The 23764-nt window shown below is 62.9% G+C and carries 20 protein-coding genes and 1 tRNA gene; 10 read left to right on the top strand and 11 right to left on the bottom strand.

Translation table 11 applies throughout. The annotated features are described in order from the left end of the window. The first annotated feature begins 81 nt into the window (after positions 1–81). Positions 82–1584, top strand: coding sequence for an aminotransferase class V-fold PLP-dependent enzyme (locus tag NTH_RS12740; protein WP_338530363.1), 1503 nt, complete (start codon positions 82–84; stop codon positions 1582–1584). Here the strand turns inward: NTH_RS12740 and NTH_RS12735 are convergent. The 3 genes from NTH_RS12735 to NTH_RS12725 are packed head-to-tail and all read right to left on the bottom strand — an operon-like array spanning position 1567 to position 6333. Continuing rightward, positions 1567–2739: an osmoprotectant NAGGN system M42 family peptidase gene (locus NTH_RS12735; RefSeq protein WP_338530362.1), complete on the bottom strand. Its 1173-nt coding sequence runs from the start codon at positions 2737–2739 to the stop codon at positions 1567–1569. The two genes, NTH_RS12740 and NTH_RS12735, sit on opposite strands and share 18 nt — an antisense overlap. Before the next feature lie 3 nt (positions 2740–2742). Then, positions 2743–4554, bottom strand: coding sequence for an N-acetylglutaminylglutamine synthetase (gene ngg / locus NTH_RS12730; RefSeq protein WP_338530361.1), 1812 nt, complete (start codon positions 4552–4554; stop codon positions 2743–2745). A 3-nt stretch (positions 4555–4557) separates the two neighbouring features. Beyond that, positions 4558–6333, bottom strand: coding sequence for an N-acetylglutaminylglutamine amidotransferase (locus tag NTH_RS12725; protein ID WP_338530360.1), 1776 nt, complete (start codon positions 6331–6333; stop codon positions 4558–4560). A 101-nt stretch (positions 6334–6434) separates the two neighbouring features. Here NTH_RS12725 and NTH_RS12720 point away from each other — a divergent pair, with 101 nt between their 5' ends. Together NTH_RS12720 and hemA are read left to right on the top strand one after the other, a co-directional pair. After that, positions 6435–6941 (top strand): MarR family winged helix-turn-helix transcriptional regulator, encoded by a 507-nt coding sequence (locus NTH_RS12720; RefSeq protein ID WP_338530359.1) that lies wholly within the window; start codon positions 6435–6437, stop codon positions 6939–6941. Between the two features lie 231 nt (positions 6942–7172). Continuing rightward, positions 7173–8450 carry a 5-aminolevulinate synthase gene (gene hemA / locus NTH_RS12715; protein WP_338530358.1) on the top strand — a complete coding sequence of 426 codons (1278 nt, stop codon included), beginning with the start codon at positions 7173–7175 and terminating at the stop codon, positions 8448–8450. Positions 8451–8492: 42 nt separating this feature from the next. On the opposite strand, the gene NTH_RS12710 is transcribed toward hemA, so the two are convergent. Both NTH_RS12710 and mscL read right to left on the bottom strand, forming a co-directional pair. Next, positions 8493–9659, bottom strand: a complete 1167-nt coding sequence (locus NTH_RS12710; RefSeq protein ID WP_338530357.1) for a pyridoxal phosphate-dependent aminotransferase — start codon at positions 9657–9659, stop codon at positions 8493–8495. Between the two features lie 21 nt (positions 9660–9680). Then, complete coding sequence (gene mscL, locus NTH_RS12705; protein WP_338531898.1) at positions 9681–10100, bottom strand: large conductance mechanosensitive channel protein MscL; 420 nt, start codon at positions 10098–10100, stop codon at positions 9681–9683. A gap of 242 nt (positions 10101–10342) precedes the next feature. Between mscL and NTH_RS12700 the strand changes: the two genes are divergently transcribed. Continuing rightward, a complete protein-coding gene (locus NTH_RS12700) occupies positions 10343–13837 on the top strand; it encodes a PAS domain-containing hybrid sensor histidine kinase/response regulator (protein ID WP_338530356.1) in 3495 nt (1164 codons plus the stop codon). 5 nt (positions 13838–13842) lie between these two features. Here NTH_RS12700 and NTH_RS12695 read toward each other — a convergent pair whose 3' ends face one another. Beyond that, a complete protein-coding gene (locus NTH_RS12695; RefSeq protein WP_338530355.1) occupies positions 13843–14502 on the bottom strand; it encodes a response regulator transcription factor in 660 nt (219 codons plus the stop codon). Between the two features lie 191 nt (positions 14503–14693). Here NTH_RS12695 and NTH_RS12690 point away from each other — a divergent pair, with 191 nt between their 5' ends. Together NTH_RS12690 and NTH_RS12685 are read left to right on the top strand one after the other, a co-directional pair. Next, positions 14694–15068: a hypothetical protein gene (locus tag NTH_RS12690; protein ID WP_338530354.1), complete on the top strand. Its 375-nt coding sequence runs from the start codon at positions 14694–14696 to the stop codon at positions 15066–15068. Between the two features lie 140 nt (positions 15069–15208). Next, entirely contained in the window at positions 15209–16027 is an 819-nt protein-coding gene (locus tag NTH_RS12685; protein WP_338530353.1) for a thioesterase family protein, read from the top strand. 97 nt (positions 16028–16124) lie between these two features. Here NTH_RS12685 and NTH_RS12680 read toward each other — a convergent pair whose 3' ends face one another. Further along, the gene (locus tag NTH_RS12680; protein WP_338530352.1) at positions 16125–16652 is read right to left on the bottom strand and encodes a hypothetical protein; all 528 of its coding nucleotides are present in this window, start codon (positions 16650–16652) and stop codon (positions 16125–16127) included. Positions 16653–16687: 35 nt separating this feature from the next. Here NTH_RS12680 and NTH_RS12675 point away from each other — a divergent pair, with 35 nt between their 5' ends. Together NTH_RS12675 and NTH_RS12670 are read left to right on the top strand one after the other, a co-directional pair. Further along, the gene (locus NTH_RS12675) at positions 16688–17032 is read left to right on the top strand and encodes a DUF952 domain-containing protein (RefSeq protein ID WP_338530351.1); all 345 of its coding nucleotides are present in this window, start codon (positions 16688–16690) and stop codon (positions 17030–17032) included. Then, positions 17029–18123: a quinone-dependent dihydroorotate dehydrogenase gene (locus NTH_RS12670; protein ID WP_338530350.1), complete on the top strand. Its 1095-nt coding sequence runs from the start codon at positions 17029–17031 to the stop codon at positions 18121–18123. Before NTH_RS12675 ends, NTH_RS12670 begins: the two co-directional genes overlap by 4 nt. Positions 18124–18141: 18 nt before the next feature. Here NTH_RS12670 and NTH_RS12665 read toward each other — a convergent pair whose 3' ends face one another. From NTH_RS12665 to NTH_RS12655, 3 genes are all read right to left on the bottom strand, one after another. Further along, positions 18142–19482 (bottom strand): MATE family efflux transporter, encoded by a 1341-nt coding sequence (locus tag NTH_RS12665; protein WP_422392393.1) that lies wholly within the window; start codon positions 19480–19482, stop codon positions 18142–18144. A gap of 108 nt (positions 19483–19590) precedes the next feature. After that, positions 19591–19854: a DUF6460 domain-containing protein gene (locus tag NTH_RS12660; RefSeq protein WP_338530349.1), complete on the bottom strand. Its 264-nt coding sequence runs from the start codon at positions 19852–19854 to the stop codon at positions 19591–19593. 84 nt (positions 19855–19938) lie between these two features. Then, positions 19939–20295 (bottom strand): 6-pyruvoyl trahydropterin synthase family protein, encoded by a 357-nt coding sequence (locus NTH_RS12655; protein ID WP_338530348.1) that lies wholly within the window; start codon positions 20293–20295, stop codon positions 19939–19941. Positions 20296–20607: 312 nt separating this feature from the next. On the opposite strand from NTH_RS12655, the gene NTH_RS12650 reads away from it, so the two are divergent. Together NTH_RS12650 and NTH_RS12645 are read left to right on the top strand one after the other, a co-directional pair. Further along, the gene (locus NTH_RS12650; RefSeq protein WP_338530347.1) at positions 20608–21036 is read left to right on the top strand and encodes a molybdopterin-dependent oxidoreductase; all 429 of its coding nucleotides are present in this window, start codon (positions 20608–20610) and stop codon (positions 21034–21036) included. Between the two features lie 73 nt (positions 21037–21109). Continuing rightward, positions 21110–23443, top strand: a complete 2334-nt coding sequence (locus NTH_RS12645; RefSeq protein WP_338530346.1) for a putative bifunctional diguanylate cyclase/phosphodiesterase — start codon at positions 21110–21112, stop codon at positions 23441–23443. Between the two features lie 93 nt (positions 23444–23536). Here the strand turns inward: NTH_RS12645 and NTH_RS12640 are convergent. Further along, positions 23537–23611 (bottom strand) — tRNA-Gly (locus NTH_RS12640). Positions 23612–23764: the final 153 nt, after the last annotated feature.

Genomic DNA, 23764 nt, shown 5'->3' with positions numbered 1-23764 from the left:
ATTCTCAAGATCTTTTCTGCCATTGATCGCCAGCTCCTGTGAGATCCTTTCCTTGCCGCAACGGATGGAGATGAATGACCGATGGCTGGCGGTGTGCTCGACAATTTTGCAAAGAGTCTTGCAGGCGAGAACCTGCCGGAGCGGCTTCACGCGGGGCTGATCGGGGAAGACGCCACGATCGACGGCCCGTTCGGGCCGAAGCCATTAATCTATGCCGATTATGTGGCGTCGGGCCGGGCACTAGCCCAGGTCGAGGATTTTGTGCGCGAGCGCGTGCTGCCCTACTACGCCAACAGCCACACCGAGGCCTCCTTCTGTGGCTCCTACTCGACCCGGTTGCGCGAGGAGGCGCGGCGGATCGTGAAGGAGAGCGTGAATGCGGACGGAGGGACAAGCGTCGTCTTTTGCGGCTCGGGCGCGACGGCCGGCATAAACAAGCTCGTCCGCCTGCTGCAGATTCCGCAGATGGCCGCGAGCGGCCAACGGGCGGTCGTATTCATCGGCCCGTACGAGCATCATTCCAACATCCTCCCATGGCGGGAAAGCGGGGCGGAGATTGTGGCCATTCCCGAATCCGCGAAAGGCGGACCGGACCTGGACGCCCTCGGTTTCGCACTCGAAACACACCGCGAAGCAGCGCTCAAGGTCGGCGCGTTTTCCGCCGCCTCCAACGTCACCGGCATTCTGACAGACACGGATGCGGTGACGGGTATGCTGAAAGCGGCGGGCGCGCTGGCCATCTGGGATTATGCCGGCGGCGCGCCTTACCTTGCCATCGACATGAAAGCGGGAACCAGTGAGGCGAAGGATGCCGTTGTCTTTTCGCCGCATAAGTTTCCGGGCGGCCCCGGCGCCACCGGCATTCTGGTTCTGCGCGACGATATCGTCCGCACCGATCGCCCCACCGCACCGGGCGGCGGCTCGGTCACCTTCGTTTCCCCCTGGGGGCACGATTACTCGGCGTCCATCGCCGCGCGGGAGGAGGCCGGCACGCCAAACGTGGTGGGCGACGTCCGCGCCGCGCTCGCGTTGATCGTCAAGAACGCGGTCGGGCAGGACTTCATCGACGCACGGGACCAGGCCCTTCGCGAGCGCGCATTGGCGCGCTGGTCGCAAAACCCGCATATTGAGCTTCTTGGCAACGGGCAGGCAAAGGCCCTGCCGATCTTTTCCTTCCGGGTGCGCGCCGCCGACGGCACCCATATTCACCAGCAGCTTTTCACGCGCATGCTGAGCGACAAATACGGGGTGCAGGCGCGCGGCGGCTGTGCCTGCGCCGGGCCTTACGCCCACGCGTTGCTGGATATCGATGAAAGGCGCTCGCGTGAACTCCTTTCAGAGATCCGCGCCGGCCGCGAGATGGAGAAACCCGGCTGGGTGCGCCTCAATTTCAGCTACCTGATGAGCGACGCGCGCGCCGACCGGATCATCGAAGCGGTCGACACGCTTTCGCGCGAGGCCGAGCGCCTCGTCGAAGACTATGACTTCGACCCAGCCACAGCCCGGTTCAGACACAGGGCCGACGCACTCTGCCGTCCCGCCTTGGCCGAAGCGTCCGGCACTATGTCAGTCCTGCGGGGCTGACAGCGGTTCAGGCAGCTTGCGCTTCTTGCGGGGCTGGTCGGCCGGATCGGTCGGCTGTTCGGTGAAGCCTTCCAGATCGGAGACCTCCTCGACGTCGCGCTCGATCTCCATCGGGCTCACCACGTAAGCCGTGGTCAGTTCGGCCACCGAACGCAGCGCATGGACGTGAATCCGCTCATAGCCGTGGGAGGAATCGACGCCAAAGGCGATCAGCGCCGTGCGTACATCGTGCCCCGCCTCGATGGCCGAGGCCGAGTCTGAACGGTAGTAACGGAAAATGTCCTTCTGGTAGCGGATGTCCTCTTCGCGGCACAGGTCGACCAGCTTCTTCGTCAGATGGTAGTCGAAAGGACCCGCCTGGTCGGCCATGGCGATGGTGACACCGAATTCCGACGAGTTCTGCCCCGGCGCCGTGGTGCCGTTGTCAATCGTCACCATGGAAGCTATCTCGGGCGTGACGATCGACGCAGCGCCGACGCCCACTTCCTCGGCAATGGTGAACAGCCAGTGGGTGTCGACCGGCACGATGGCGTCGCCGCGCATCAGCGCCTCGAGCGAGGCCAGAGCGATCGCCACGCCGGCCTTGTCGTCCAGATGGCGCGATGAAATGAAGCCATTGTCCATGAATTCGGGCTGCGGATCGATGGCGACAAAGTCGCCGACGTCGATGCCTAGGCTCAGCGTGTCGGCGCGGCTCCATGTCATGGCGTCGATACGAAGCTCGATATGCTTCCACCCGACCGGCGCTGTGTCGACCTCATCGTTGAAAGTGTGGCCCGACGATTTCAACGGCAGGATCGTGCCGCGATAGCTGCCTTTTTCGGAATAAAGCGTGACGCGAGCGCCTTCGGCGAACCGCGCAGACCAGTTGCCGATAGGCACCAGTTCCAGGCGGCCATTCTCCTGCACGAACTTGACCTGCGCGCCCAGCGTGTCGAGATGGGTGATGATGGCGCGAGCGCCGAGCCGGCGGCCGCCGCGCACCACCGTGCGGATTGCGCCGCGGCGGGTCAGCTCCGGCTCCAGGCCCAGCTTCTCAAGCTCCTCCGTGACATATCGCACGATGGTGTCGGTGTAGCCGGTGGGACTGTCTATCGACAATAGAGCCTTGAGTTGACCGAGCAGGTAGTCAACGTTGATCTTCAGGCGCGACAAAGGCTACTCCTTGGGAGCCAGCGCCTGCTTCGCCGCCTTTGGTCCCGAACGGGGGAACAGAAGATCAACGAAGCGTTCGGCGGTGGGCTGTGGTTCATGATTGGCCAGACCCGGCCTTTCGTTCGCTTCGATGAAAACATATTCGGGGCGGCTTGGCGACTGCACCATCAAATCTATCCCCACGACGGGAATGTCGATCTCACGCGCAGCGCGGCACGCGGCGTCGACCAGGGTGGGGTGGACGGCGGCGGTAACGTCGTGGATCGAGCCGCCCGTATGGAGATTGGCCGTCTTGCGCACGACAACCTCGGTCCCCTCGGCGGGAACCGATTCGAGGCTGTATCCGGCGCCCCCCAGGCAACGTTCGGTCTCGCCGTCGATCGGTATGCGGCTCTCCCCGCCGGTGGCCGCCTCACGCCGGCGCGACTGATGGCGGATCAGGGTTTCGATGGTGCTGTGGCCGTCGCCTACCACACGCGGCGCGCGTCTCACGGCCGCCGCCACCAGCCGGTAGTCGATGACCACAAGGCGCAGATCCTCGCCTTCGAAGTAGGATTCCAGCAGGACGCGTTCGCAGATCTTGCGGGCGCTTTCGACTGCGGCGTCAACATCCGCGACCGTTTCCAGGCCGACGGCAACGCCTTTACCCTGCTCGCCACGCGCCGGCTTGACCACCAGCCGCCCATGCCGCTTGAGGAAGGACTCGATATCGTCCTGCGGACTATCAGCATCAAGCTGCTCCGGCACGCGGACGCCGGCTCTTTCAACGATACGGCGGGTAACGGCCTTGTCGTCGCAGATTGACATGGCGACGGCGGAAGTCAGCTCCGACAAGCTTTCGCGGCAGTGGATGGACCGTCCGCCGAAGGAGAGGCGAAAGAAGCCGGCCTCCGCGTCCGTCACATCGACAGCCACGCCGCGCCTGTGCGCCTCGTCGACGATGATGCGGGCGTAAGGGTTGAGAAGATCGAACTCGGCCGGCGGCTGGGTGAAGAGCTTCTCGTTGATTGGGTTCTTGCGCTTCACCGCAAACACCGGCACGCGATGGAACCCCAATTTTTCATAAAGCGCAATGGCCTGCTCGTTGTCGTGCATGACCGACAGGTCCAGAAAACTTGCGCCGCGCGCGGCGAAGTGCTCAGCAAGCCGGCGCACGAGCATTTCACCCACGCCTGGGTGCCGGGTCTGCGGATCGACCGCAAGACACCAGAGCGAGGCCCCTCGCTTGGGATCGTTGAACACGCGATGATGATCGATCCCGGTCACGGTGCCTATGATATCGCCTGTCTGCTCATCCTCGGCAACCAGATAGGTGACGGCGCGGCTGTCCCGTCTGGTCCAGAAGAAGTCGGGACGCACGGTCACCATGCCGCGGCTCTGATATATGGCGTTGACCGCCTCGGCATCCGCTTCGGATGTCAGCCGGCGGATGAAATAGCCGCGCGTCTGCCTGCGGCCGGTTCGGTATGTCGAAAGGTCCAGCCGATAGGTATGCGACGGATCGAGGAACAGTTCCTGCGGCGCGATGGCAAGCAGCACATGCGGATCGCGGATGTAGAAGGCGATGTCCCGCCGCGCCGGCCCCTCTCCCCGCAAAGCCTCGGCGATGTCCTCGTTGGTCTCGAATGTCTGCGCGAAAATCAGCCGTCCCCAGCCGAGGTCGAGCACGGCATCACGGTCGGGAGTCCCTCCGCTGCCTTCGCCGCCGATGGCAGGCTTCATGGTCTCGTCGCGCAACCGCTTAAGCCGGTGGCCCAGCGCCTTGTCGGTACGGCCTCTCGCCGCACGCGCGGCGTGGTCGTCATTCTTGGCCATCGCTCAAATTCCATGGGTCTGCAGCCACAGTTCCAGCAGGCCGACCTGCCACAATTCCGAACCACGCAGCGGCGTGATGTGATCGGCCGGCGAGGCATAAAGGCGGTCGAGATAATCCTGCCGGAACAGGCCGCGATCCCGCGCGCTCTGCGAACTCAGCGCGTCACGCACCATGTCGAGATAAGGTCCGTCGACATATTTCAGCTGCGGAACGGGGAAATACCCCTTTCTGCGGTCTATCACTTCCGACGGCACCACCTGGCGTGCAACGTCCTTGAGAACGCCCTTGCCGCCGTGCTTCAGCTTTTCCTCCGGCGGGATGCGGGCGGCGAGCTCGACGAGTTCGTGATCAAGGAAAGGCACGCGCGCCTCCAACCCCCAGGCCATCGTCATGTTGTCGACCCGCTTGACGGGATCGTCCACCAGCATGACCGTGGAGTCCAGTCGCAACGCCGCATCGACCGGCGTGTCGGCGCCTGCGCGCGTCAGATGGCCAGCAACCAGCGCCCGGCTGACATCCGCTTCCTCCATCCATTCGGGCGCAAGTTGCTCAGCCAGTTGCTCGTGCGACCGGTCGAAAAAGACGCGCGCATAGTCACCGACTACATCGTTGGAGCTCATCAGCGGCGGATACCAGTGATAGCCGCCGAAAACCTCGTCTGCGCCCTGCCCCGACTGAACAACTTTTATGTGCTTGGAAACCTCCTTGGACAGCAGATAGAAGCCGACATTGTCGTAGGAGACCATTGGCTCCGACATGGCGGCGAAGGTGCCAGGGAGCGCCCCCATCAGATCGTCCGAAGGCACAAAAATCTTGTGGTGATCGGTGCCGAACCGCTCGGCGATAAGGTCGGAATAGGCAAATTCATCGCCCTTTTCGCCATGAGCTTCCTCAAACCCCACGGAAAATGTCATCAGCCCCTTCTGGCCTGCTTCGGCCAAAAGGCCGACAATCAGGCTGGAATCGACCCCGCCCGACAGGAGGACGCCGACGGGCACATCCGCCACCATGCGGCGCTTGACGGCAAGCCGCAGCGCCTCCAGAACGCGGTCACGCCACTCGTCGGCCGAAAGGGACGTCAGCGACGGATCGCGCGCGAAAGGCGGGTCCCAATAGACGCGCTGACGGCTGCGGCCGTCGGCCTCGATCACGCGGATGGTGGCCGGCGGCAGCTTGCGCACGCCGTTCAGGATCGTGTGCGGCGGCGGCACGACGGCGTGGAACGTCATGTAGTGGTGAAGCGCTATGCGGTCTATCGAGGTGTCGACATCCCCCCGCGCCACCAGCGCGGGCAGGCTGGAGGCAAAGGCGATGCGGCCGGGTGTTTCCGCGAGATAGAGCGGCTTGATGCCGAAACGGTCACGCGCCATGACAACGCGCCCCGTATCCCGTTCGCGCAGAACAAAGGCGAACATGCCGTGAAAGTGCTCCACGCATTCCTCTCCCCAGGCATGCCAGGCCTTGAGGATCACTTCGGTGTCGCCGGTGGAGAAGAACTTGTAGCCCTTGTCCTCCAACTCCGCGCGAAGCTCCGGGTAATTGTATATGCAGCCATTGAAGGCGATGGTCAGGCCGAGTTCCGGATCCTCCATCGGCTGACGCGCTTTTTCGGAAAGGTCGATGATCTTGAGCCGGCGGTGGCCGAAGGCGGCGGGGCCGTGAATGGCGACGCCTGCACTGTCAGGCCCGCGGGGCGCCAGACAATCCATCATCTTCGAGAGGACAACGGGCGATGGCTGAGAGCCGTCGAACTTCAATTCTCCGCAAATTCCGCACATGTGAAGCGGCCATTACCTCCTGTTGACGTGGCATCTTGATCTCGATCGGATGCCCGTTTAGTTATAGTTCTAACTATTCCATGTCAAATCAGTGCCCCGTGGTGACCAAGAACAGGAATGCGCAAGTCGACGAGCAGTTCCCCGCTGACGATGTCAGGGCGGCCGAGAAAGCCATACGGCGAATCGTGCGCGCCAACGATCTGCGGTCGAGAGCGCTGGTCAAGGCGACTGGCCTTACCGGCGCCCAGCTTGTGATACTCAAGGCTATCGCCACGCTGGGCGAAGTGACAACCACGCGCCTTTCAGCCCATGCCGATCTCAGCCCGGCCACGGTGATTACCATTCTGGACAAGCTGGAAGAACGCGGATCCATCGAGCGGTACCGGTCGCGGTACGACCGTCGGGTGGTTCACACGCGTCTCACCGCGAAAGGAGCCGCTCTGGTGGCAAACGCGCCCGAGCCGCTGGGCCGTGCCTTTATCCAAAGGCTGATGTGCCTCGACACGGCACGCCGAAGGCAGTTGATCGCCGCCGTCACCGAATTCGCCGACCTCTTGAGCACCGATCAATCCGAGGCGGCGCCTCAAGCGCCTGATTCTGTTTCCTGAGCCTTGCCGCGCGCTCGCCCTTGACCTTTCATGCTTCCAATACGGCTGCGCCGCGGCCTTGGCATCGCCGCGCTGGCCGCTATGTCTTTCTTGGACGCTGAAAGACAGATATGGCGCTTTGACATGGCGCAAGGCGCGGCGCGCGCTCCGTGGCATTTTGCCCTGCGCGAATACATGGACGCGGAGGGGACCTCGCATTATGATCACGGCGCAAAACCCAGGAAAGACATTATGAATTACCAGCGGTTCTTTTCCGAGGCGATCGAACAGTTGCATGCCGAGCGGCGCTATCGCGTCTTTGCCGATCTTGAGCGCATTGCAGGCCGTTTCCCGCGCGCCATCTGGCGTTCAGGCGGTCAGACGCGCGAAATCACCGTCTGGTGCTCGAACGATTATCTCGGCATGGGCCAGCACGAAAGCGTGGTTTCGGCCATGCGCGAAGCGGCCGGGCGCATGGGTTCCGGCGCGGGCGGCACTCGTAACATTTCCGGCACCAACCATCCGCTGGTGGAGCTCGAGGCCGAACTCGCCGACCTGCACGATAAGGAAGCCGGTCTGGTCTTCACGTCGGGTTTCGTCTCAAACGAAGCTTCGATCTCAACCATCGCGCGTCTCCTGCCGAACTGCCTGGTGCTTTCCGACGAATTGAACCACGCCTCGATGATCGAAGGCGTACGGCGCTCGGGCGCCGAGAAGAAGATTTTCCGCCACAATGACGTTGCCCATCTGGAAAGCCTGCTGAAGGCCGCCGGGCGCGAGCAGGCGAAGCTGATCGTGTTCGAATCCGTGTATTCCATGGATGGCGACATTGCGCCGATCGAGGCGATCGCTGACCTGGCCGACAAGTACAATGCGATGACCTATATCGACGAGGTGCATGCCGTGGGCATGTACGGCCCGCGCGGCGGCGGCATCACAGAGGCCCGGGGCCTGGCCCACCGCATAGACGTCATCGAAGGCACGCTCGCCAAGGCGTTCGGTGTGATCGGCGGTTATATCACCGGCTCTGCATCGGTGATCGATGCGGTCCGCTCCTATGCACCGGGGTTCATCTTCACGACCGCCCTGCCACCCTCCATCGCCAGTGCGGCGGCGGCCTCCATCCGTCATCTGAAGACGTCGAGCGCGGAGCGCGAACGGCACCAGCGGCAGACCCAGCGCACAAAGGACGTGCTGGCGGCGGCAGGCATGCCGGTCATGCCTTCGGAAACTCACATCGTGCCGCTGCATGTCGGCGATCCCGAGCTCTGCAAGAAGGCAAGCGACCGGCTGCTGGACATGCATGGCATCTACATCCAGCCGATCAACTATCCGACTGTGCCGCGTGGCACCGAACGCCTGCGCATCACGCCGACGCCCTTTCACGACGACACGCTTATCGCCGCCCTCAAGGATGCGCTGATGGAGACGTGGGAGGCAGTGGGCATTCCCTTCACCGATACGCAGCCCAGCCGGGTTACGCAGACCGAGCGCGTGGTGCCGCTGGTGGTGTCGAAGTCGGGCGGATAGATTTCCGAAAAACCGGCATCCGCTTTTGGGGATCATGCCCAATCAGCGGTCAGTAATCCAGCGCGCCAGCCGCGTTGCCGCCTCCTCCAACTGGTCCGCGCGGCGGTTGAAGCACAGCCTGAAGAAAACTTCGCCGCCGGGGCCGAAGGCAGTGCCCGGCGCGAGGCCGACCCCGGTGGCATCGACGATCTCTATGGCAGCCGTTCGCACATCCTCGATGCCGTCGACAGCGAAGAACAGATAGAAGGCGCCTTCCGGACGCGCGAGCCTTACACGGCCCGTTGCCTGCAAAATGTCGGACACGCGGTCGCGCGCAATACGAGCGCGCTCGACTTGCTCACCTACAAAATGGTCGCCCTCTTCCAGCGCTGCCTGGGCGCCGCGCTGCATGAATTCGGCCACGCCCGACGTCGAATACTGTACGAGGTTCTCGAAGATCTTCGTAAGCGCGGGATTGGCCTTTACCCACCCTACCCGCCAGCCGGTCATCGCCCAGTTCTTGGAGAAGGAGTTGACGTAAAGGATGCGGTCGTCCGCGTCGGCCACGTCATGGAAGGAGGGCGCGCGGTCGCCGCCATAGAAGAACTTGGTATAAATCTCGTCGGCGATGATCCACAGGCCATGCCTGCGCGCCATGTCGAGCAACACTTGCAGCGTCTGCCTTTCGGCGGTCCAGCCGGTCGGATTGGCGGGCGTGTTGACGAAAATCGCACGGGTTCTGCCGGTGATGGCCGCCTCCACGCGTGCCAGGTCCAGGTCCCAGCCTTTCTCGGAAAAATCCAGACGCACCGGCACGGGTCTGCCGCCGGCAATTCCCAGCGCGGCCGGGAAGTTGGGCCAGGCGGGCGAGAAGTAGACGACCTCGTCGCCGGCGCCTGCCACCGCCTGCAGCGCAAGCTGGATCGCCTGCATGCCACCGCCGGCTACGATGAATTCCTCCGGCGCAAAAGCCTTGGCGAAGGTGCGTGCGTGATAGGCGGCCAGCGCCTGCCTCAGATCGGGTATGCCGCCCTGCCACGTATAGAATGTATCGCCCGCTGCCAGACTGCCGGCGGCGGCGGCACGTATGAAATCCGGCGTCGGCAGGTCGCCCTCGCCGACCCAGAGCGGAATGAGGCCGGGCCGGCCGCGTGCGTGGTCGACAACGGATACAATGCCGCTGTGCGGCGCCTCACGCGCCTGGGCGCGCAGCATTTCTACGATGTTCATGCGAAAAGGCTACCGCAAGGGCTATCGCTTGGCGAGCAGATCGCGGATTTCCGTGAGCAGTTGGATGTCCTGGGGCGGAGCGTCCGGCTCGGCGGGAGTCCGGGCTTCCTCACGGCGCAGATTGTTGACGCCCTTGATCATCAGAAAAATGATCCACGCCAGGATCAGGAAGTTGACGACCACGGTGAGGAAGTTGCCGTAGGCCAGCACCGCCCCCTGCTCGCGCGCCGCTGCCAGTGTCGGCGCCGTCACCGAGGCCGACAGGGGGATGAAATAATCCGAAAAGTCGAAGCCGCCGCCAATGATCGCACCGATGATCGGCATGATGATATCATCGGTCAGCGATTTCACGATCAGGCCGAATGCGCCGCCGATGATGACACCGACCGCCAAGTCCATGACGTTGCCGCGCGCAATGAATTCCCTGAATTCGTTGAACATATATATCCGCTCCGCTTCAGTGGCGAATCGCGAGGACGCCATGTCGCCCGCACCATAGGAATGAGAATAGCAAAAGCCTTCCGACAGGTAAGGAAATCCTCGCCACAATGCACAGTTGCGTACCAAAGCCGGATCGATGCCAGGACCTATCGACGGTAGGCGACCGAGCATGGTGCCTGTCATGAGAAGCATTGCGCGCCGTCATGCCCTGTGCTTGGCTTTTCGGACAAGGGAGGATCGCCGTGCAGGGGTGGGTGATTGCGATAATCGCCATTGGCTACGTCACGCTTCTGTTCGTGATCGCCAGTGTCGGAGACCGGCGCGCGGCCGCGTCGGAAAGCGCCGTTGCGCGGCCCTTCATCTATGCGCTCAGCCTGGCCATCTACTGCACGTCGTGGACCTTCTTCGGCTCCGTCGGGCTCGCTTCGGAGCGGGCTTTCGAGTTCCTGGCCATCTATATCGGGCCGGTGCTGGTGTTCCTCTTCGGGGGCCGGCTCCTGGCCCGCATCGTCCGGCTGGCCAAGAGCGAGAAAATCACCTCCATCGCTGACTTCCTGGCCGCCCGCTACGGTAAGAGCTTTGCCGTGGCCTCGGTCGCCACGCTCATCGCCACCTTCGGCACCATCCCCTATATCGCACTGCAACTGAAGGCCGTCTCGGACTCGGTCAACCTGATGGTGGCCCACTACGATGGCGCGCCACCGGCGATCGACCTCTTCATCGGCGACATATCGCTGCTGGTGGCAATGCTGCTGGCGCTGTTCGCCGTTCTCTTCGGCACGCGGCATGCCGATGCCACCGAACATCAAGACGGGCTCGTGCTGGCCGTGGCGGTCGAGTCCGTCGTGAAGCTGGCCGCTTTTCTCGCGATCGGGGTCGCGGTGACGTTCTTCTTCTTCGACGGCCCGGCCGATCTGGCGCGGACGACGATGGCCTCGCCGCAGGTGGCGCAGGCCTTCGCCGCGCCGACCTCTCTGGCGACGTGGATGGTGATGACCACGCTCAGCGCTTGCGCCATCCTCATGCTGCCGCGTCAGTTCTACGTGACCATCGTCGAGAACAAGAGCGAAGGCGAGCTGCGCACGGCGAGCTGGCTGTTTCCGCTTTATCTCGTGCTGATCAACCTATTCGTCGTTCCCATTGCCTTCGCCGGGCTGAGCCTGGTCGGCGATCAGACCAACGCGGATCTTTATGTGCTGTCACTGCCGCTTCTCGCTGGGCATGATGTGCTGGGGCTGGTCGCCTTTATCGGCGGTCTGTCCGCGGCTACGGCGATGGTGATCGTGGCGAGCGTGGCGCTGTCGATCATGATCTCCAACGACCTCGTCATCCCGCTTTTCGTGCGCCGGCTGCTACGCAACAGCCACCGCGAAAACGAGGACTGGTCGTCGCTTATCCTCAATATCCGTCGCGCCTCCATCTTCATCATCCTGTTCGCAGCGTTTCTCTATTACCGGGAGACCACTCACAATACCCGCCTTGCCGCCATCGGACTGATCTCCTTCGCGGCGATCGCCCAGTTCGCGCCCTCGTTCTTCGGCGGGCTGATCTGGCGCGGCGCCAACAGCCGCGGCGCGCTTTTGGGGATGAGCGCCGGTTTCGTCATTTGGGGCTACACGCTGCTTTTTCCGTCGCTCGCACCGGCAGGCACGGAGATCATAGCCAGCGGCCCTTTCGGCATCGCCGCGCTTAGGCCTCAAAGCCTGTTCGGGACCGTCGCCGAGCCGCTGAACCACGGGGTCTTGTGGAGCCTGGCGCTCAACTCCCTCTTCTTCGTGCTCGGCTCCCTTTCACGGATGGCCAGCCCGCTGGAGCGGATACAGGCGGCGATTTTCGTTCCGCGCGATACCGGGCCGATGCCGAGCTTCCGGCGTTTTCGCACCGCCGTCACGGTCAACGATCTCAAGGATACCATCTCACGCTACCTGGGCGTGGAGCGAACGGAAAGGTCGTTCCTGACCTTCCAAAGCCAGCAGGGCGCCAAACTCAAAGGCAACGAGCAGGCGAGCATGCCCGTCATCCGGTTCTCCGAGCAACTGCTGGCAAGCGCCGTCGGTTCTTCGTCGGCGCGGCTCATCCTTTCGCTGCTCTTCCAGCGGAACGACAGCTCGCCTCGCGATGCAATGCGGCTGCTGGACGATGCCTCCATCGCGCTGCAGCACAATCGAGACCTGCTTCAGACGGCCCTCGACCAGATGGAGGAAGGCATTACCGTCTTCGACATGGATTTCCGGCTGACCTGCTGGAACCGGCAGTTCCGCACGCTGTTCGGCCTGCCGGATTCGATGGGTCAGGTCGGTGTCTCGCTGGCACAGATCGTGGGGTTCCTTATCGAGCGGGGAGAACTCGACCGCAACGGCGAGACGATGCTTCTCGATCAGCTCACCACCCACAGGCTGCCCTGGGAAATCCGCCTGCAGCGCAGCGGCCGCATCATGGAGATACGGTCCAACGCCATGCCCGACGGCGGCATCGTGGCCACCTACACCGACATCACCTCGCGCGTGGAGGCCGACATGGCCCTGAAGCGCGCCAATGAAACGCTGGAGCAACGGGTGGCCAGCCGCACGGCCGAGCTTGTCCGGGTCAACGAGGAACTGGCTCAGGCGCAGATGCTGGCCGAGGAAGCCAATCTCGGCAAGACACGCTTCCTCGCCGGCGCAGGCCACGACATCCTGCAGCCGCTCAACGCGGCGCGACTTTACTGTGCGCCGCTGCGCGAGAGAGCCGAGCGGGCCGATCTGCGCAGTCTGGTGGACAATATCGAATCCTCGCTCGATTCGGTGGAAACGATCCTCGGGGCGGTTCTCGATATCTCGCGGCTCGACACCGGCGCCTTGAGGCCCTCAGAGAGCGTGTTCAGGCTTGGCGGGCTGCTGCGGCAGGTAGAGACAGACTTCCAGCCGCTGGCGGCCGAAAAGGGACTCGAGCTGCGGGTCGTGCCGTCCTCCGTGGCGGTGATGACAGACCGCAACCTGTTTCGGAGGCTGGTCCAGAACCTCGTCTCCAACGCCGTGAAGTATACCCGCAGCGGCAAGGTCCTGGTCGGCGTCCGCAGGCGCGGCGAGCTGGTCGAGATACAGGTTTTGGACACAGGCATAGGCATTGCCGGCGACGAGCTCAATACGGTGTTTCGCGAGTTCACGCGGCTCGACGAAGGCATGCGCGAGGCTCAGGGGCTCGGGCTCGGGCTTTCCATCGTCGACCGCATTGCCCGGGTGCTTAGGCTGGAGATCCAGATCCAGTCAGAGCGCGCGAAAGGAACGCGCTTCTCCGTTGTCCTGCCCGTGTCCGCGGCGGAAGTGGACGCTGGCGCGGAACAGCCGGCGCTGCAGCCTCGCGCCAATGTTCTCTTGACCGGCCTGGATGTCCTGTGCATCGACAATGACCAGCGGATACTCGATGGCATGCGCATGCTGCTGCAGAGCTGGGGCTGCCGGGTACGCACCTTTACGGGCACAGCATACCTCGCAGCGGGGCGACCGCGGGGCGCCAGACCAGACCTCATTCTCGCCGACTATCATCTCGACCGCGAGACCGGACTGGAGGCGGTCAGACGGCTGCGTGAGGCCTGGGACGCCGATATACCCGCCGTGCTCATCACCGCCGACCGCACAAGTGATGTGCGGGCCGAGGCGCTGGCCCTTGAGATGCCGATATTGCACAAGCCGCTGAAGCCGGCAGCCCTACGCGCGCTTTTAATGCGGTACCGCCAGATGCAGACCGCTGCGGAATGAGGTCTTCAAACGCCCTCTGACAGGGGATCGGTACCCATCCGCGAAAGCAGGATGACGGCCTGGGTGCGGCTGTCGACGTCCAGCTTTTGCAGCACCGCCGAAACATGCGCCTTCACGGTCGCTTCGGACACGTTGAGCTCGTAGGCGATCTGCTTGTTGAGCAGACCTTCGGCGAGCATCGCAAGAACCCGCGTCTGCTGCGGCGTCAGCGTCTGTATGCGCGCGATCAGATCGGAAACCTCCGGGTCCGCCTCCTCCCCGAGGTCGATTTCCTCGGGCGTGTGAATGGCACCTTCCAACACGGATTGCACGGCCTTGCGTATCTCGTCCAGCTTCGCGGATTTGGAAATGAAGCCGGAAGCGCCGAGTTCCAACGCACGGCGGATCGTCTGTGGATTGTCATAGGCCGAGACGACGACGATCGGCATGGCGGGATTGAGACCGCGCAGGGCCACCAGGCCCGAAAGCCCGCTCGCCCCCGGCATGGCCAGGTCGAGCAGCACGAGATCGATGTCAGGATCCTCGGCCACCAGCTTCTTCACGCTATCGAAATCGCCTGCCTCGAGCACCTCGCAGTCCGCGCGGAAGCCTGCAATGGCCTGTTGGAGCGCGCCGCGAAAAAGCGGATGATCGTCGGCGATCACGAATCGATAGCCCATTGGCATCAAACCTCCCCCGGTCCAGCCGCGCGAACTTTTCGTTTTTATGACGCAGCCTGCCAGTCGACGATTATGCGGGGAACGCGGAACATTTCAAGCTGAATGCACCTTTGGTCGCAAAAGGCCGAGGTTGCGCCCTTCGGGAACCTGGACTGCGTATCGGCGTTTCGGCCAGGCATCAGCCCGTGAGATCGGCTATGGAGATCATTCGCAAAACAGCCTTTGTGTGTATCGGACGCGCCGTCATGTTCGGTGCGCTGGCCATCGGGCTCATCATGCTCTCCTTCTCGTTCGATCCGGCGCTCGCCCTTTACGCCGGGGCCATACTGACCATGGCGATGTCCGAAATCCTCATCATCAAGGCGATCATCCTGCCCTGGCAAAATCCCCGGCGCACTGAGGTGTGGACCTGTCTCGAGCCGTCTTCCAGGCCGGTGGGGGCGTCGGGCCGGGCGGTTTTCCAGGTAGTTCTGCGCGACGTATACGCTTTTTTCGCCCGCAACAGTTACACGATCGCTTGCTCCTTCTTCGCGGCCTCGGCCGTCTTGCGGCTCGCACGCATATCCGGCTAGGCGCACGATCTCGAGAAGCGGACACGGGATCTCGGAAAAGATCATGCTTCAGCGGGATGAGCCTTTCGCGGCTACTATGGATTTCCTGTCGGCAAGCTGGCATCTTCGCCGCCTGATTCAATCCATGGGGCAGCAGCAAGGTGCAGGGCACCCTCGAAACACACCGGTCCTTCGTCAACACCTGGGAGTGCGATGAGAACGCGCACATGAATGTGCAGTTCTACCTCAAGCGGTTCGACGAGGCGGCGCGGATTTTCCTGCTGCTGGACGGGAAGGCGCGGGGAACGCCCGAGTTGCCGCGCGACCGCCATATCCGCTACCACGCCGAACTGCATGCAGGCGCGACGACGGTCGTGCACTCGGCCATGATCGTTGACGGGCCGCTCGCCGGGCGGCTGGCTCATTTCCTTCTCAATGGCGAAACCGGCCGCATATCGGCAACCTGTCTCGACGACGGTCCGGCGACCGATGCACGCCACAAAATTTCGGCATCCGAGGCGGCCGCCGCCGTACCGCGCACGGCAACCGCCGACAGGTTCACCGCAATCCCGCCCTCACAGGTCTTGGCCATGGGCGGCGCGGTGAGCCATCGCAGCATGGTTCTACCCGCCGAGTGCTCGGCCGACGGACCGATGGCCGAGCAGGGCTATGTGGCGCGCCTCTCCGATGCCGCGCCCTTTGCCTGGGGCTTGGCCGGTATCGGCGTCGAGTGGCTCGATGCCCATGGCTTTGGCCGTGTCGCCGTGGAAATGAAGATCACCCGTCACGGCCTCGCGCGGGCAGGCGAGGCACTCGTCCTCTACTCGGCCGCCACCCGCGCATCGGGCAAAACCGTAACATTGCGCCACGAAATGCTGCGCATGCCTGGCCTTGAGCCCATTGCAAGCGCCGAGGTCATCGCCTTGGTCCTCGACCTGTCGACGAGGCGCCCGGTCGATCTGCCGCAGCACGTTCTATAGCTTTTTTTCAGTCATTTGGATCGCCCGACATCCGCATGAAAAACTGCGGAAAACGACAGGATTGAGCCCCGCCCTGCGGTAGGTGCGAAGAACGAACTCAGGTTCTGCCCGGTTCCGGGGAGTGTTGGCCGGGCTGCGTTTCTTCCTCGAGGCCCTTCACGATGTCCATGAAACGGCGGAAGAAGCGCTCCATCAGGCCCAGCGTCTGCTCAAATTCCTCGTCGGTGGGCAGTTCGGAACTTTCACCCCTGGCGCTCGCCCCTTCCAGCGCGGCGACGCGCGCCTCCAGATCCGCCACGCGCTCGCGCAGAGCTTCCAGCTCGTTTTCGTAGGCCGCGTGTTCGTCGGCGGCCAGTGTACAGACGATCTGGCCGGAACGGTCCTTGCAGATGGAGATCGCGCCGGTCTGCGTATCCATCCGCAGATATCCGCTCTCCGTCTGCTCCAGTTGGAAACGTTGCGCGGCCTGGGCGCGAACTTCGCCGGAGAAGATTAGCGCTCCGAGCGCGAGGATCACGGCAAACAGGTTCTGCATCGATGTCGCTCCCAAATACCTCTTTTCCGTTACGCGAAAAATGCGCCGCAAATTGGGTGGTGTAAAACGATCCGCCAGCGCAGACGACACTTTCCTCCGGCGTGCTTCCCGACTATAGCGCCCCCATGGAAAGCGCAATTTTCAAGATCTGTCCCCGCCCGCTCTGGCTCCAGGCGGAGCTCGACGGTGTATTCACCGGCGCGCCGGTCGACATTGCCGACGGCTTCATCCATTTCTCCACCGCCGGACAGGTCGTGGAGACCGCGAAAAAGCACTTCAGCGGACAGGATGATCTCGTCCTGGTTGCGGTCGATCCGGAAAAGCTCGGCAAGCAGCTTCGCTACGAGCCGTCGCGGGGCGGGGCGCTGTTTCCACATCTATACGCACCCCTTCGCCTCGACGCGGTGCTGTGGGTCCGGCCGCTGCCGCTCGGGGCCGAAGGGCACGAATTTCCCGATCTTTCGCCATGAAGGGATCGATTGGGCGCGTCGGCAGGTCTGTTCTCTTCGCGCTCGATCCGGAGCGGGCGCACACGCTTTCGATTGCCGCGCTGAAATCAGGCTTCCTGCCCTGCCCGCCCGTATTGCCCACCCCTCGGCTAGCGGTCAACGTGGCTGGTCTGGATTTTCCGAACCCGGTAGGCATGGCGGCCGGGTTCGACAAGAACGCCGAAGTGCCGGACGCGCTTTTGCGCCTCGGTTTCGGCTTCGCCGAATGCGGCACGGTCACGCCGCGCCCCCAGGCCGGCAACGAAAAGCCGCGCATCTTCCGGCTGCCGGAGGACGAGGCCGTCATCAACCGCCTGGGCTTCAACAATGAAGGGCTGGAGCGCGTCGTCGCGCGGCTTCGCGAGCGAGGCACAAGGCCCGGCATCGTCGGCATCAATATCGGCACCAACCGCGACAGCGACGACCGGATCGCTGCCTATGAGGAAGGTGTCCGCGCCTTTGCCGGACTGTCCTCCTATCTGACCGTCAACATCTCCTCCCCCAATACCAAGGGGCTGCGGGATCTCCAGCACCGCAAAAGCCTGGCTGAGCTTTTGGACCGGGTGACGGAGGCGCGCGACAGCGAGGCTGACCGGCTCGGCCGCCGGATACCCGTGTTCCTGAAAATCGCGCCGGACCTGCCCGACGAAGGCTTCGTCGACGTTGCCGAAGAGGTGGCGAGATACCGCGTCGATGGTCTCGTCGTCTCGAACACCACGCTTTCGCGAGCCGGGCTCAAGGGTCCGGCGCGCGGTGAAGCTGGCGGGCTCTCGGGCAAGCCCCTGTTCCACAGATCAACCATCGCGCTTGCCAGGATGCGCAAGCTTGTGGGCCCGGCACTGCCGATCATCGGCGTCGGCGGCATCGATAGCGCGGCAAGCGCGATGGAGAAGATACGGGCCGGCGCTGATCTCGTACAGCTTTATACCGGCATGATCTATGCCGGACCCGGCCTGCCTGCGCGTATCGTCACGGAGATGGATAGCTTCGCCCATTCGGCCGGGTTGTCGTCCATTCGGCAACTGCGTGACACTCATGTCGATCGCTGGGCGGAGCGTCCGCTGGGGGGCTAGCTGCTCCTTCACCACCCTTCAGACGAATGTCTGGCGCGCCCGATAGGGCAGGACCGCCAGAAGGCTCGTGCCGCGCACGATCAGCCAGATATGCATCGAGGCCCATAGCCCGTGATTGCCATAAGCCGCGCCGAGCACGAGCAGCGCGACGACGCACACGGCAAGCGACAGCAGCATCATGTTTCGCATGTCGCGGGACCAGGTCGCGCCGATGAACACGCCGTCCATCTGGAAGGCGAGCACGCCGCTGACGGTGATCAGCGCGGCCCATGGGAGATATTGCAATGCGACGGCGCGCACATCGGGCGCTGTGGTGATGAGCGCGATCAGCGCCTCGCCAAAGAAGTAGAAGACCGCGGTGCCGCCCAGCGCCAGAACAAGCCCCCAAAGGGTGCTCAGGAACACCGTCCTGCGGAAGGCAGGCAAATGGCGCGCGCCCACGGCACGCCCCACCAACTGCTCTGCGGCGGTTGCGAAGCCGTCGAGAAAGTAACCCGCTATGAAGAAGAAGTTCATCAGTACGGCGTTGGCCGCGAGCGTCACGGTGCCGAGTTGCGCGCCCTGCCGCGTGAACAGCGCGTAGGCGGCCAAAAGCGTGAAGGAACGGATCATTATGTCGCCGTTGAGCGCGATCATGCGCAGCATCGCATCGATGTCGAACACATGCGCACGCCGGGGACGCGGCTGTCCGGCAAAGCGATGCAGCAGGACGGCGCCCCCGCCGAGCACAGCCAGCAGTTCGCCCCCGACCGTGCCCCATGCGACGCCCTCCAGACCCCAGCCAAGCGCCAGCCCGAAATAAAGGGACAGAGCGATGTTCGCACCGTTAAGCAAGATCTGCAGGAGAAGGCCCGTCGCGCCCTCGCCCCGTCCCAAGACGTAGCCGAGTATGGCGTAGTTCATCAGCGTCAGCGGCGCTGCCAGAATGCGGATCGCGATATAGGTCCGCATGGCCTCGGCGACACCCGCCTGCGGATCGATGAACCACACGCCGGCGGCCGAAATCAGCGGTCCCATGAGGATGATCGCGATACCCAGCCCCACGGCAAGCGCCAACGAACGCAACAGAACCGCCTGCTCTTCCCGTGCGCCGCCGCGTCCGAAGGCCTGAGCCACCAGTGCCGTCGTACCCGAACGCAGCGAGTTGAAAGTGTTGAAGACAACGTCGAACACGATCGCGCCCGCCGCCAGGCCGCCGAGCATGGCCGCATCCCCCAATTGCCCGACCACCGCCGTATCGACCAGGCCCAGAAGGGGCGTGGTGAGATAGGCGAGCGTCATGGGCACGGCAATGGTCAGAACGCGCCTGTTGGTCACCTCGAACGGTGGTTGTATGTGTTCCTTGGCAGCGTGGTCCACGGGCAGGGTCGGTTCCGGATTTGGCGGAAGCTTTCAATGCCCTGGCGGCATCCGCCGAGGCAAGAGGCCCAACTGGGGTTTCCGCTAAGCCAGCCGGTTGGAACGCCCCTAGCGTCGGTAGCTCAGCAGCCTCAGGATGATGAAGCCCGGTACGACGATGAAGGCGCCCAGCAGGATGTATCCGCCGAGCCTTCCCAGCGCTTCGAAGCCCATGTTCCAGATGCCCAGAACCGTGTCGCGCAGCGAATAATAGACATCCAGCGGAGACCAGTTGAACACGCTCATGATGAAGCCCACGATGAACGAGACGATCAGGAGCTTTATCAACACGCGCAATGGGCTGTCGCCCAGGAATCTGGTCAGAGCGGACACGGCATACCCCGTTTCAAATAACTTTCCTGCACATATGCGCGGAATGTGGCGGCATCAACAGGGCAGACGGAATACGAGCATCGCTCAGCCGCGGTAGACGCAGCCTTCAGCCTGGCCGTCGGGACCCCGGGAGACAGCAACCTCGCTCATGGCCGGCAGGTCAGCATGCAGCTTGTGCCAGATCCACGCCGCGATATTTTCCAAGGAAGGGACGGAAAGACCCTCTACCTGGTTCAGATAGCCGTGATCCAGCGTCTTGTGGATCTCTTCTATCTTGCGCTCGACCTCGTACAGGTTGGCGGACCAGCCAAACTTGGGATCCGGCTCTCCTGTGAGGGCGATACGCACCTTGAACGAATGGCCGTGCAGCCCTGAATAAGGCGGTAGCTCATGTGCGGCCTCGAACGTGAATTCTTTGTAGGTCTCAACTGGCTTTGTCACGGTCAGTATCCATGCCTTGTTAGCGAAGCTTTAGCGAATGAAGTCGCTTGTATCAGCTTTTTTTAGTGCCTGCGCCAATATTTCTGTTTGGCCACTGCGGCCGCATGTTCCCTGGAAGTGCAATGTTAACATGCTCTTAGCCCTATATGTGCTAGAGTCTGTGAAAATTTGTGGATGCCCTACAAGCTCAGGTAGAAGAAGATGATGTCCGCCATATTCAGTTTTCGCGCAAGATCGTTGCCGTTGGTCGTATGCATAGGCATCTTGGTCACCTACGGGTTGCAGCCGGTCGCTTGGAGCCAAACGCTGGCGATGCCAACCGGCGATCCCATCCTCGTCATCGAAGGGGAAATCGAGAACACCAATGTGGATGGCGAAGCCCATTTCGACCGCGAGATGCTCGAAGCGCTCGGCACCGTTGAGATCGTCACCAACACGCCCTGGTACACCGGCGCCGCCACGTTCGAGGGCGTACCGCTCGCCAGGCTAATGGAGCATGTCGGCGCGACGGGAACAGAAATCGAGGCCATCGCGCTCAACGATTACCGCACGACCATACCCATCTCCGATTTCGCCGAATTCGGCGCGATCCTGGCGATGAAGCGGGATGGAGCAGACATGCCCATCCGAGACAAAGGACCGCTGTTCATCATCTATCCCTACGACAGCAACCCGGATCTTAGTGCCCAGAAATACTATTCCAGATCGGTCTGGCAGCTCTCGCGTATAAAGGTGATGTAAGTCCGTGTACCCCGGCACCCAAGGGATCAAAGCCGCGTCGAGGCAGGAAACGGCAGTCCGTCTGATCCGCTACATGCTGGCCGCCAGCATGGCGATCCTGCTTGTGGCGGCGATTTACATTTCGTTTCTCGTCCACAAGCGTCAGGCCCTGTTCGAGGAGGTGTCACAGTATAATGTGGCCTTCAGCGCCGGTCAGGGCGTGAACGAGTTCCTTCGGTTCAGGAAGGCGCTCCTTGAGGCTCTCGTGAACGAGGGATCGGAAGAGGCCGCCGCATCCATCCGGAAGGCGCGTCTGCGATACGAGATATTCCTCAACCGGCTCAGCCTTTTCTCATCCGGCGACTTCCGCACATTCGCGCTCGAGAGCCCTGACCGCCAAGAGGTAATCGAGGAAGCTTCCGGGACGATGGAGAGCGTGGACGCGCTGATCACTGAGGGCGGCGACATCGAGAAGGCCCTTGCACTGACCGGGCGGCTGGAATCCGATCTGGTCGGTCTCGTTTCCGAGGCGAACAGCTACGGCGGACAGGCGGTGGCACACGACCAGCGGCAGCTTTACGTCCTGCACTGGCAGTTCACCGCCGTCACGATACTGCTGGTGCTGAGCGGTTTCGGGCTTTTCGTGCTCAACAGCTGGCAAACCCGCCTGCTGGAGGCCACCCGCAAGTCGCTCGCTGCCTCGAATGAGGATCTGCAGCGCACAAGCGCACAGCTCGTGACCTCCAATATCCGGCTTGGCGAACAAAACAAGCTGTTCGAGACGGCCCTGGACAACATGACCCACGGGCTGGCCATGTTCGATCCACACGGCCATCTCATCGTCTCCAACCGCCGGATGGCGGACCTGTTCCGGCTGTCCTTTGACGACGTCCAACGCGGCACCAGGCTGGAGACCCTGGCCCAACGCATGGAAGCGGCCGGCACCTGCTCATCCCGCGACGCTAGGCGGCTTTTCAGCCGGCAGGAGCAGAACCCTCTCATAGAGACGATAGCCGGCGGGTGCATCGTGATGGTTTCGCACAAGCCGATGGACGATGGCGGCTGGATCTCCACTTTCGAGGACGTGACCGAGAGCCATACGGCGCAGCTGAAGGTTTCCCATATGGCGCGGCATGACGCGCTGACGGACCTGCCCAACCGCGTGTTGCTGCGCGAACGCCTCGTCGAGACGCTGCACGCCGACGGACGGCGGAGCCGGCTCACCTCCATCATGTGCATCGACCTCGATAACTTCAAGAAGGTCAACGACTCCCACGGGCACCCGTTCGGCGACAAGCTCCTGTGCGAAGCGGCCCGGCGGCTGCGGTTCGCCTGCCGCGGGGCCGACATGGTCTCGCGGGTGGGCGGCGACGAGTTTGTAGTGGTTCACGGGAACCTCACCCACCCCGACCAGGCGGCGGCCCTGGCCGGACGTCTCGTCAGCGCCCTGCTGGAGGTCTACACCATCGACGGGCGCGAAGTGCTCACCGGCGGCAGCGTCGGCATAGCGCTAAGCGGCGGCGACATGACTGACGTCGATGTGCTGCTGCGCAACGCCGATCTGGCCCTGTATGAGGCAAAGCGCGCGGGTGGCGGCGCCTATGCCTTCTACAACGAAGAGATGTCGGCAAGGATGGAGCATAAATCGGAGATCGAAAGCCTGCTTCTGGCCGCGCCCTTCGACAACCAGTTCGAGCTGGCCTTTCAGCCGATCACCAATATCAACTCCGGCAATGTAACATGCGTAGAGGCGCTGCTGCGTTGGAAGGACGAGACCGTCAGTTCGGCAACGCCGCAGGAGATCGTCAAGGTTGCGGAAGAGACCGGGATCATCCTCGGATTAGGCGAATGGGTGCTCAATAAGGCATGCGCTTTCGCCGCGGATCTCGGCGACGGCGTTTGCGTTGCCGTCAACCTATCGCCGGTCCAGTTCGAGCGCAGCAACATCGTTGAGACGGTGCAGGACGCGTTGCACCAATCCGGGCTGCCGTCGAACCGGCTTCACCTCGAGATCACGGAAACGCTTCTGCTCGACGACAATGACGAGGTGCGGGCGGACCTGCAGGTTTTGCGCAGGATGGGTATGAAGATTTCGCTGGACGATTTCGGAACGGGCTACTCCTCGCTCAGCTATCTTAAGAAGTTCACGGTCGACCAGATCAAGATCGACAAGGTCTTCGTCGAGGAAATAGGCGTCAACCAGGATCACAATGCGATCGTCGCCTCCATCATCACCATGGCTTCCAGCCTCGGCATGACCACGGTGGCCGAAGGCGTGGAAACCGCCGAGCAACTGCAGATCCTGCGTGGCGCGGGCTGCGACGAGGTGCAGGGATACCTGCTCAGCAAGCCGCTGCCGGGCGCGGAACTCATCGACTATCTGCGCTCTCTGGAAGACGGCAAGCTGGCGCGCATGACGCAGCGCTGACCGGCAAGACACAGCCGCACAATGGCGCAGGTTGCGATCCCGGCGACCGATGCGGATTCTCGCCCCGATGCAGCAGTCTTCGCAAGTGGAAGCTGGAGCGGGCGATCGGGATCGAACCGACGACATTCAGCTTGGGAAGCTGACGTTCTACCACTGAACTACGCCCGCCCGCTGCACCGGCCGCTAGCGACCGATGCCTTCAGGCGGGCCATTAATTCGTGATGATGGCCCTTCCTGTCAAGGCGGATTATGCTTTGGGCCCGCCTGCCGCCTTGACGCGGCGCGTTTTCCATACCACCTGTTCGCCGGCCCTCATCAACC

This window comes from Nitratireductor thuwali, from assembly GCF_036621415.1.
Lineage (GTDB): Bacteria > Pseudomonadota > Alphaproteobacteria > Rhizobiales > Rhizobiaceae > Chelativorans > Chelativorans thuwali.
This window is presented reverse-complemented; position numbering and strand designations above follow the sequence as displayed.

Bases quoted from the DNA above. Each gene is read 5' to 3' on its own strand.
- NTH_RS12740 (WP_338530363.1), top strand. From the start codon at position 82: ATGGCTGGCGGTGTGCTCGACAATTTTGCAAAGAGTCTTGCAGGCGAG.
- ngg (WP_338530361.1), bottom strand. From the start codon at position 4,554: ATGGCCAAGAATGACGACCACGCCGCGCGTGCGGCGAGAGGCCGTACC.
- NTH_RS12725 (WP_338530360.1), bottom strand. From the start codon at position 6,333: ATGTGCGGAATTTGCGGAGAATTGAAGTTCGACGGCTCTCAGCCATCG.
- hemA (WP_338530358.1), top strand. From the start codon at position 7,173: ATGAATTACCAGCGGTTCTTTTCCGAGGCGATCGAACAGTTGCATGCC.
- NTH_RS12710 (WP_338530357.1), bottom strand. From the start codon at position 9,659: ATGAACATCGTAGAAATGCTGCGCGCCCAGGCGCGTGAGGCGCCGCAC.
- mscL (WP_338531898.1), bottom strand. From the start codon at position 10,100: ATGTTCAACGAATTCAGGGAATTCATTGCGCGCGGCAACGTCATGGAC.
- NTH_RS12695 (WP_338530355.1), bottom strand. From the start codon at position 14,502: ATGCCAATGGGCTATCGATTCGTGATCGCCGACGATCATCCGCTTTTT.
- NTH_RS12690 (WP_338530354.1), top strand. From the start codon at position 14,694: ATGGAGATCATTCGCAAAACAGCCTTTGTGTGTATCGGACGCGCCGTC.
- NTH_RS12675 (WP_338530351.1), top strand. From the start codon at position 16,688: ATGGAAAGCGCAATTTTCAAGATCTGTCCCCGCCCGCTCTGGCTCCAG.
- NTH_RS12670 (WP_338530350.1), top strand. From the start codon at position 17,029: ATGAAGGGATCGATTGGGCGCGTCGGCAGGTCTGTTCTCTTCGCGCTC.
- NTH_RS12650 (WP_338530347.1), top strand. From the start codon at position 20,608: ATGCCAACCGGCGATCCCATCCTCGTCATCGAAGGGGAAATCGAGAAC.
- NTH_RS12645 (WP_338530346.1), top strand. From the start codon at position 21,110: ATGCTGGCCGCCAGCATGGCGATCCTGCTTGTGGCGGCGATTTACATT.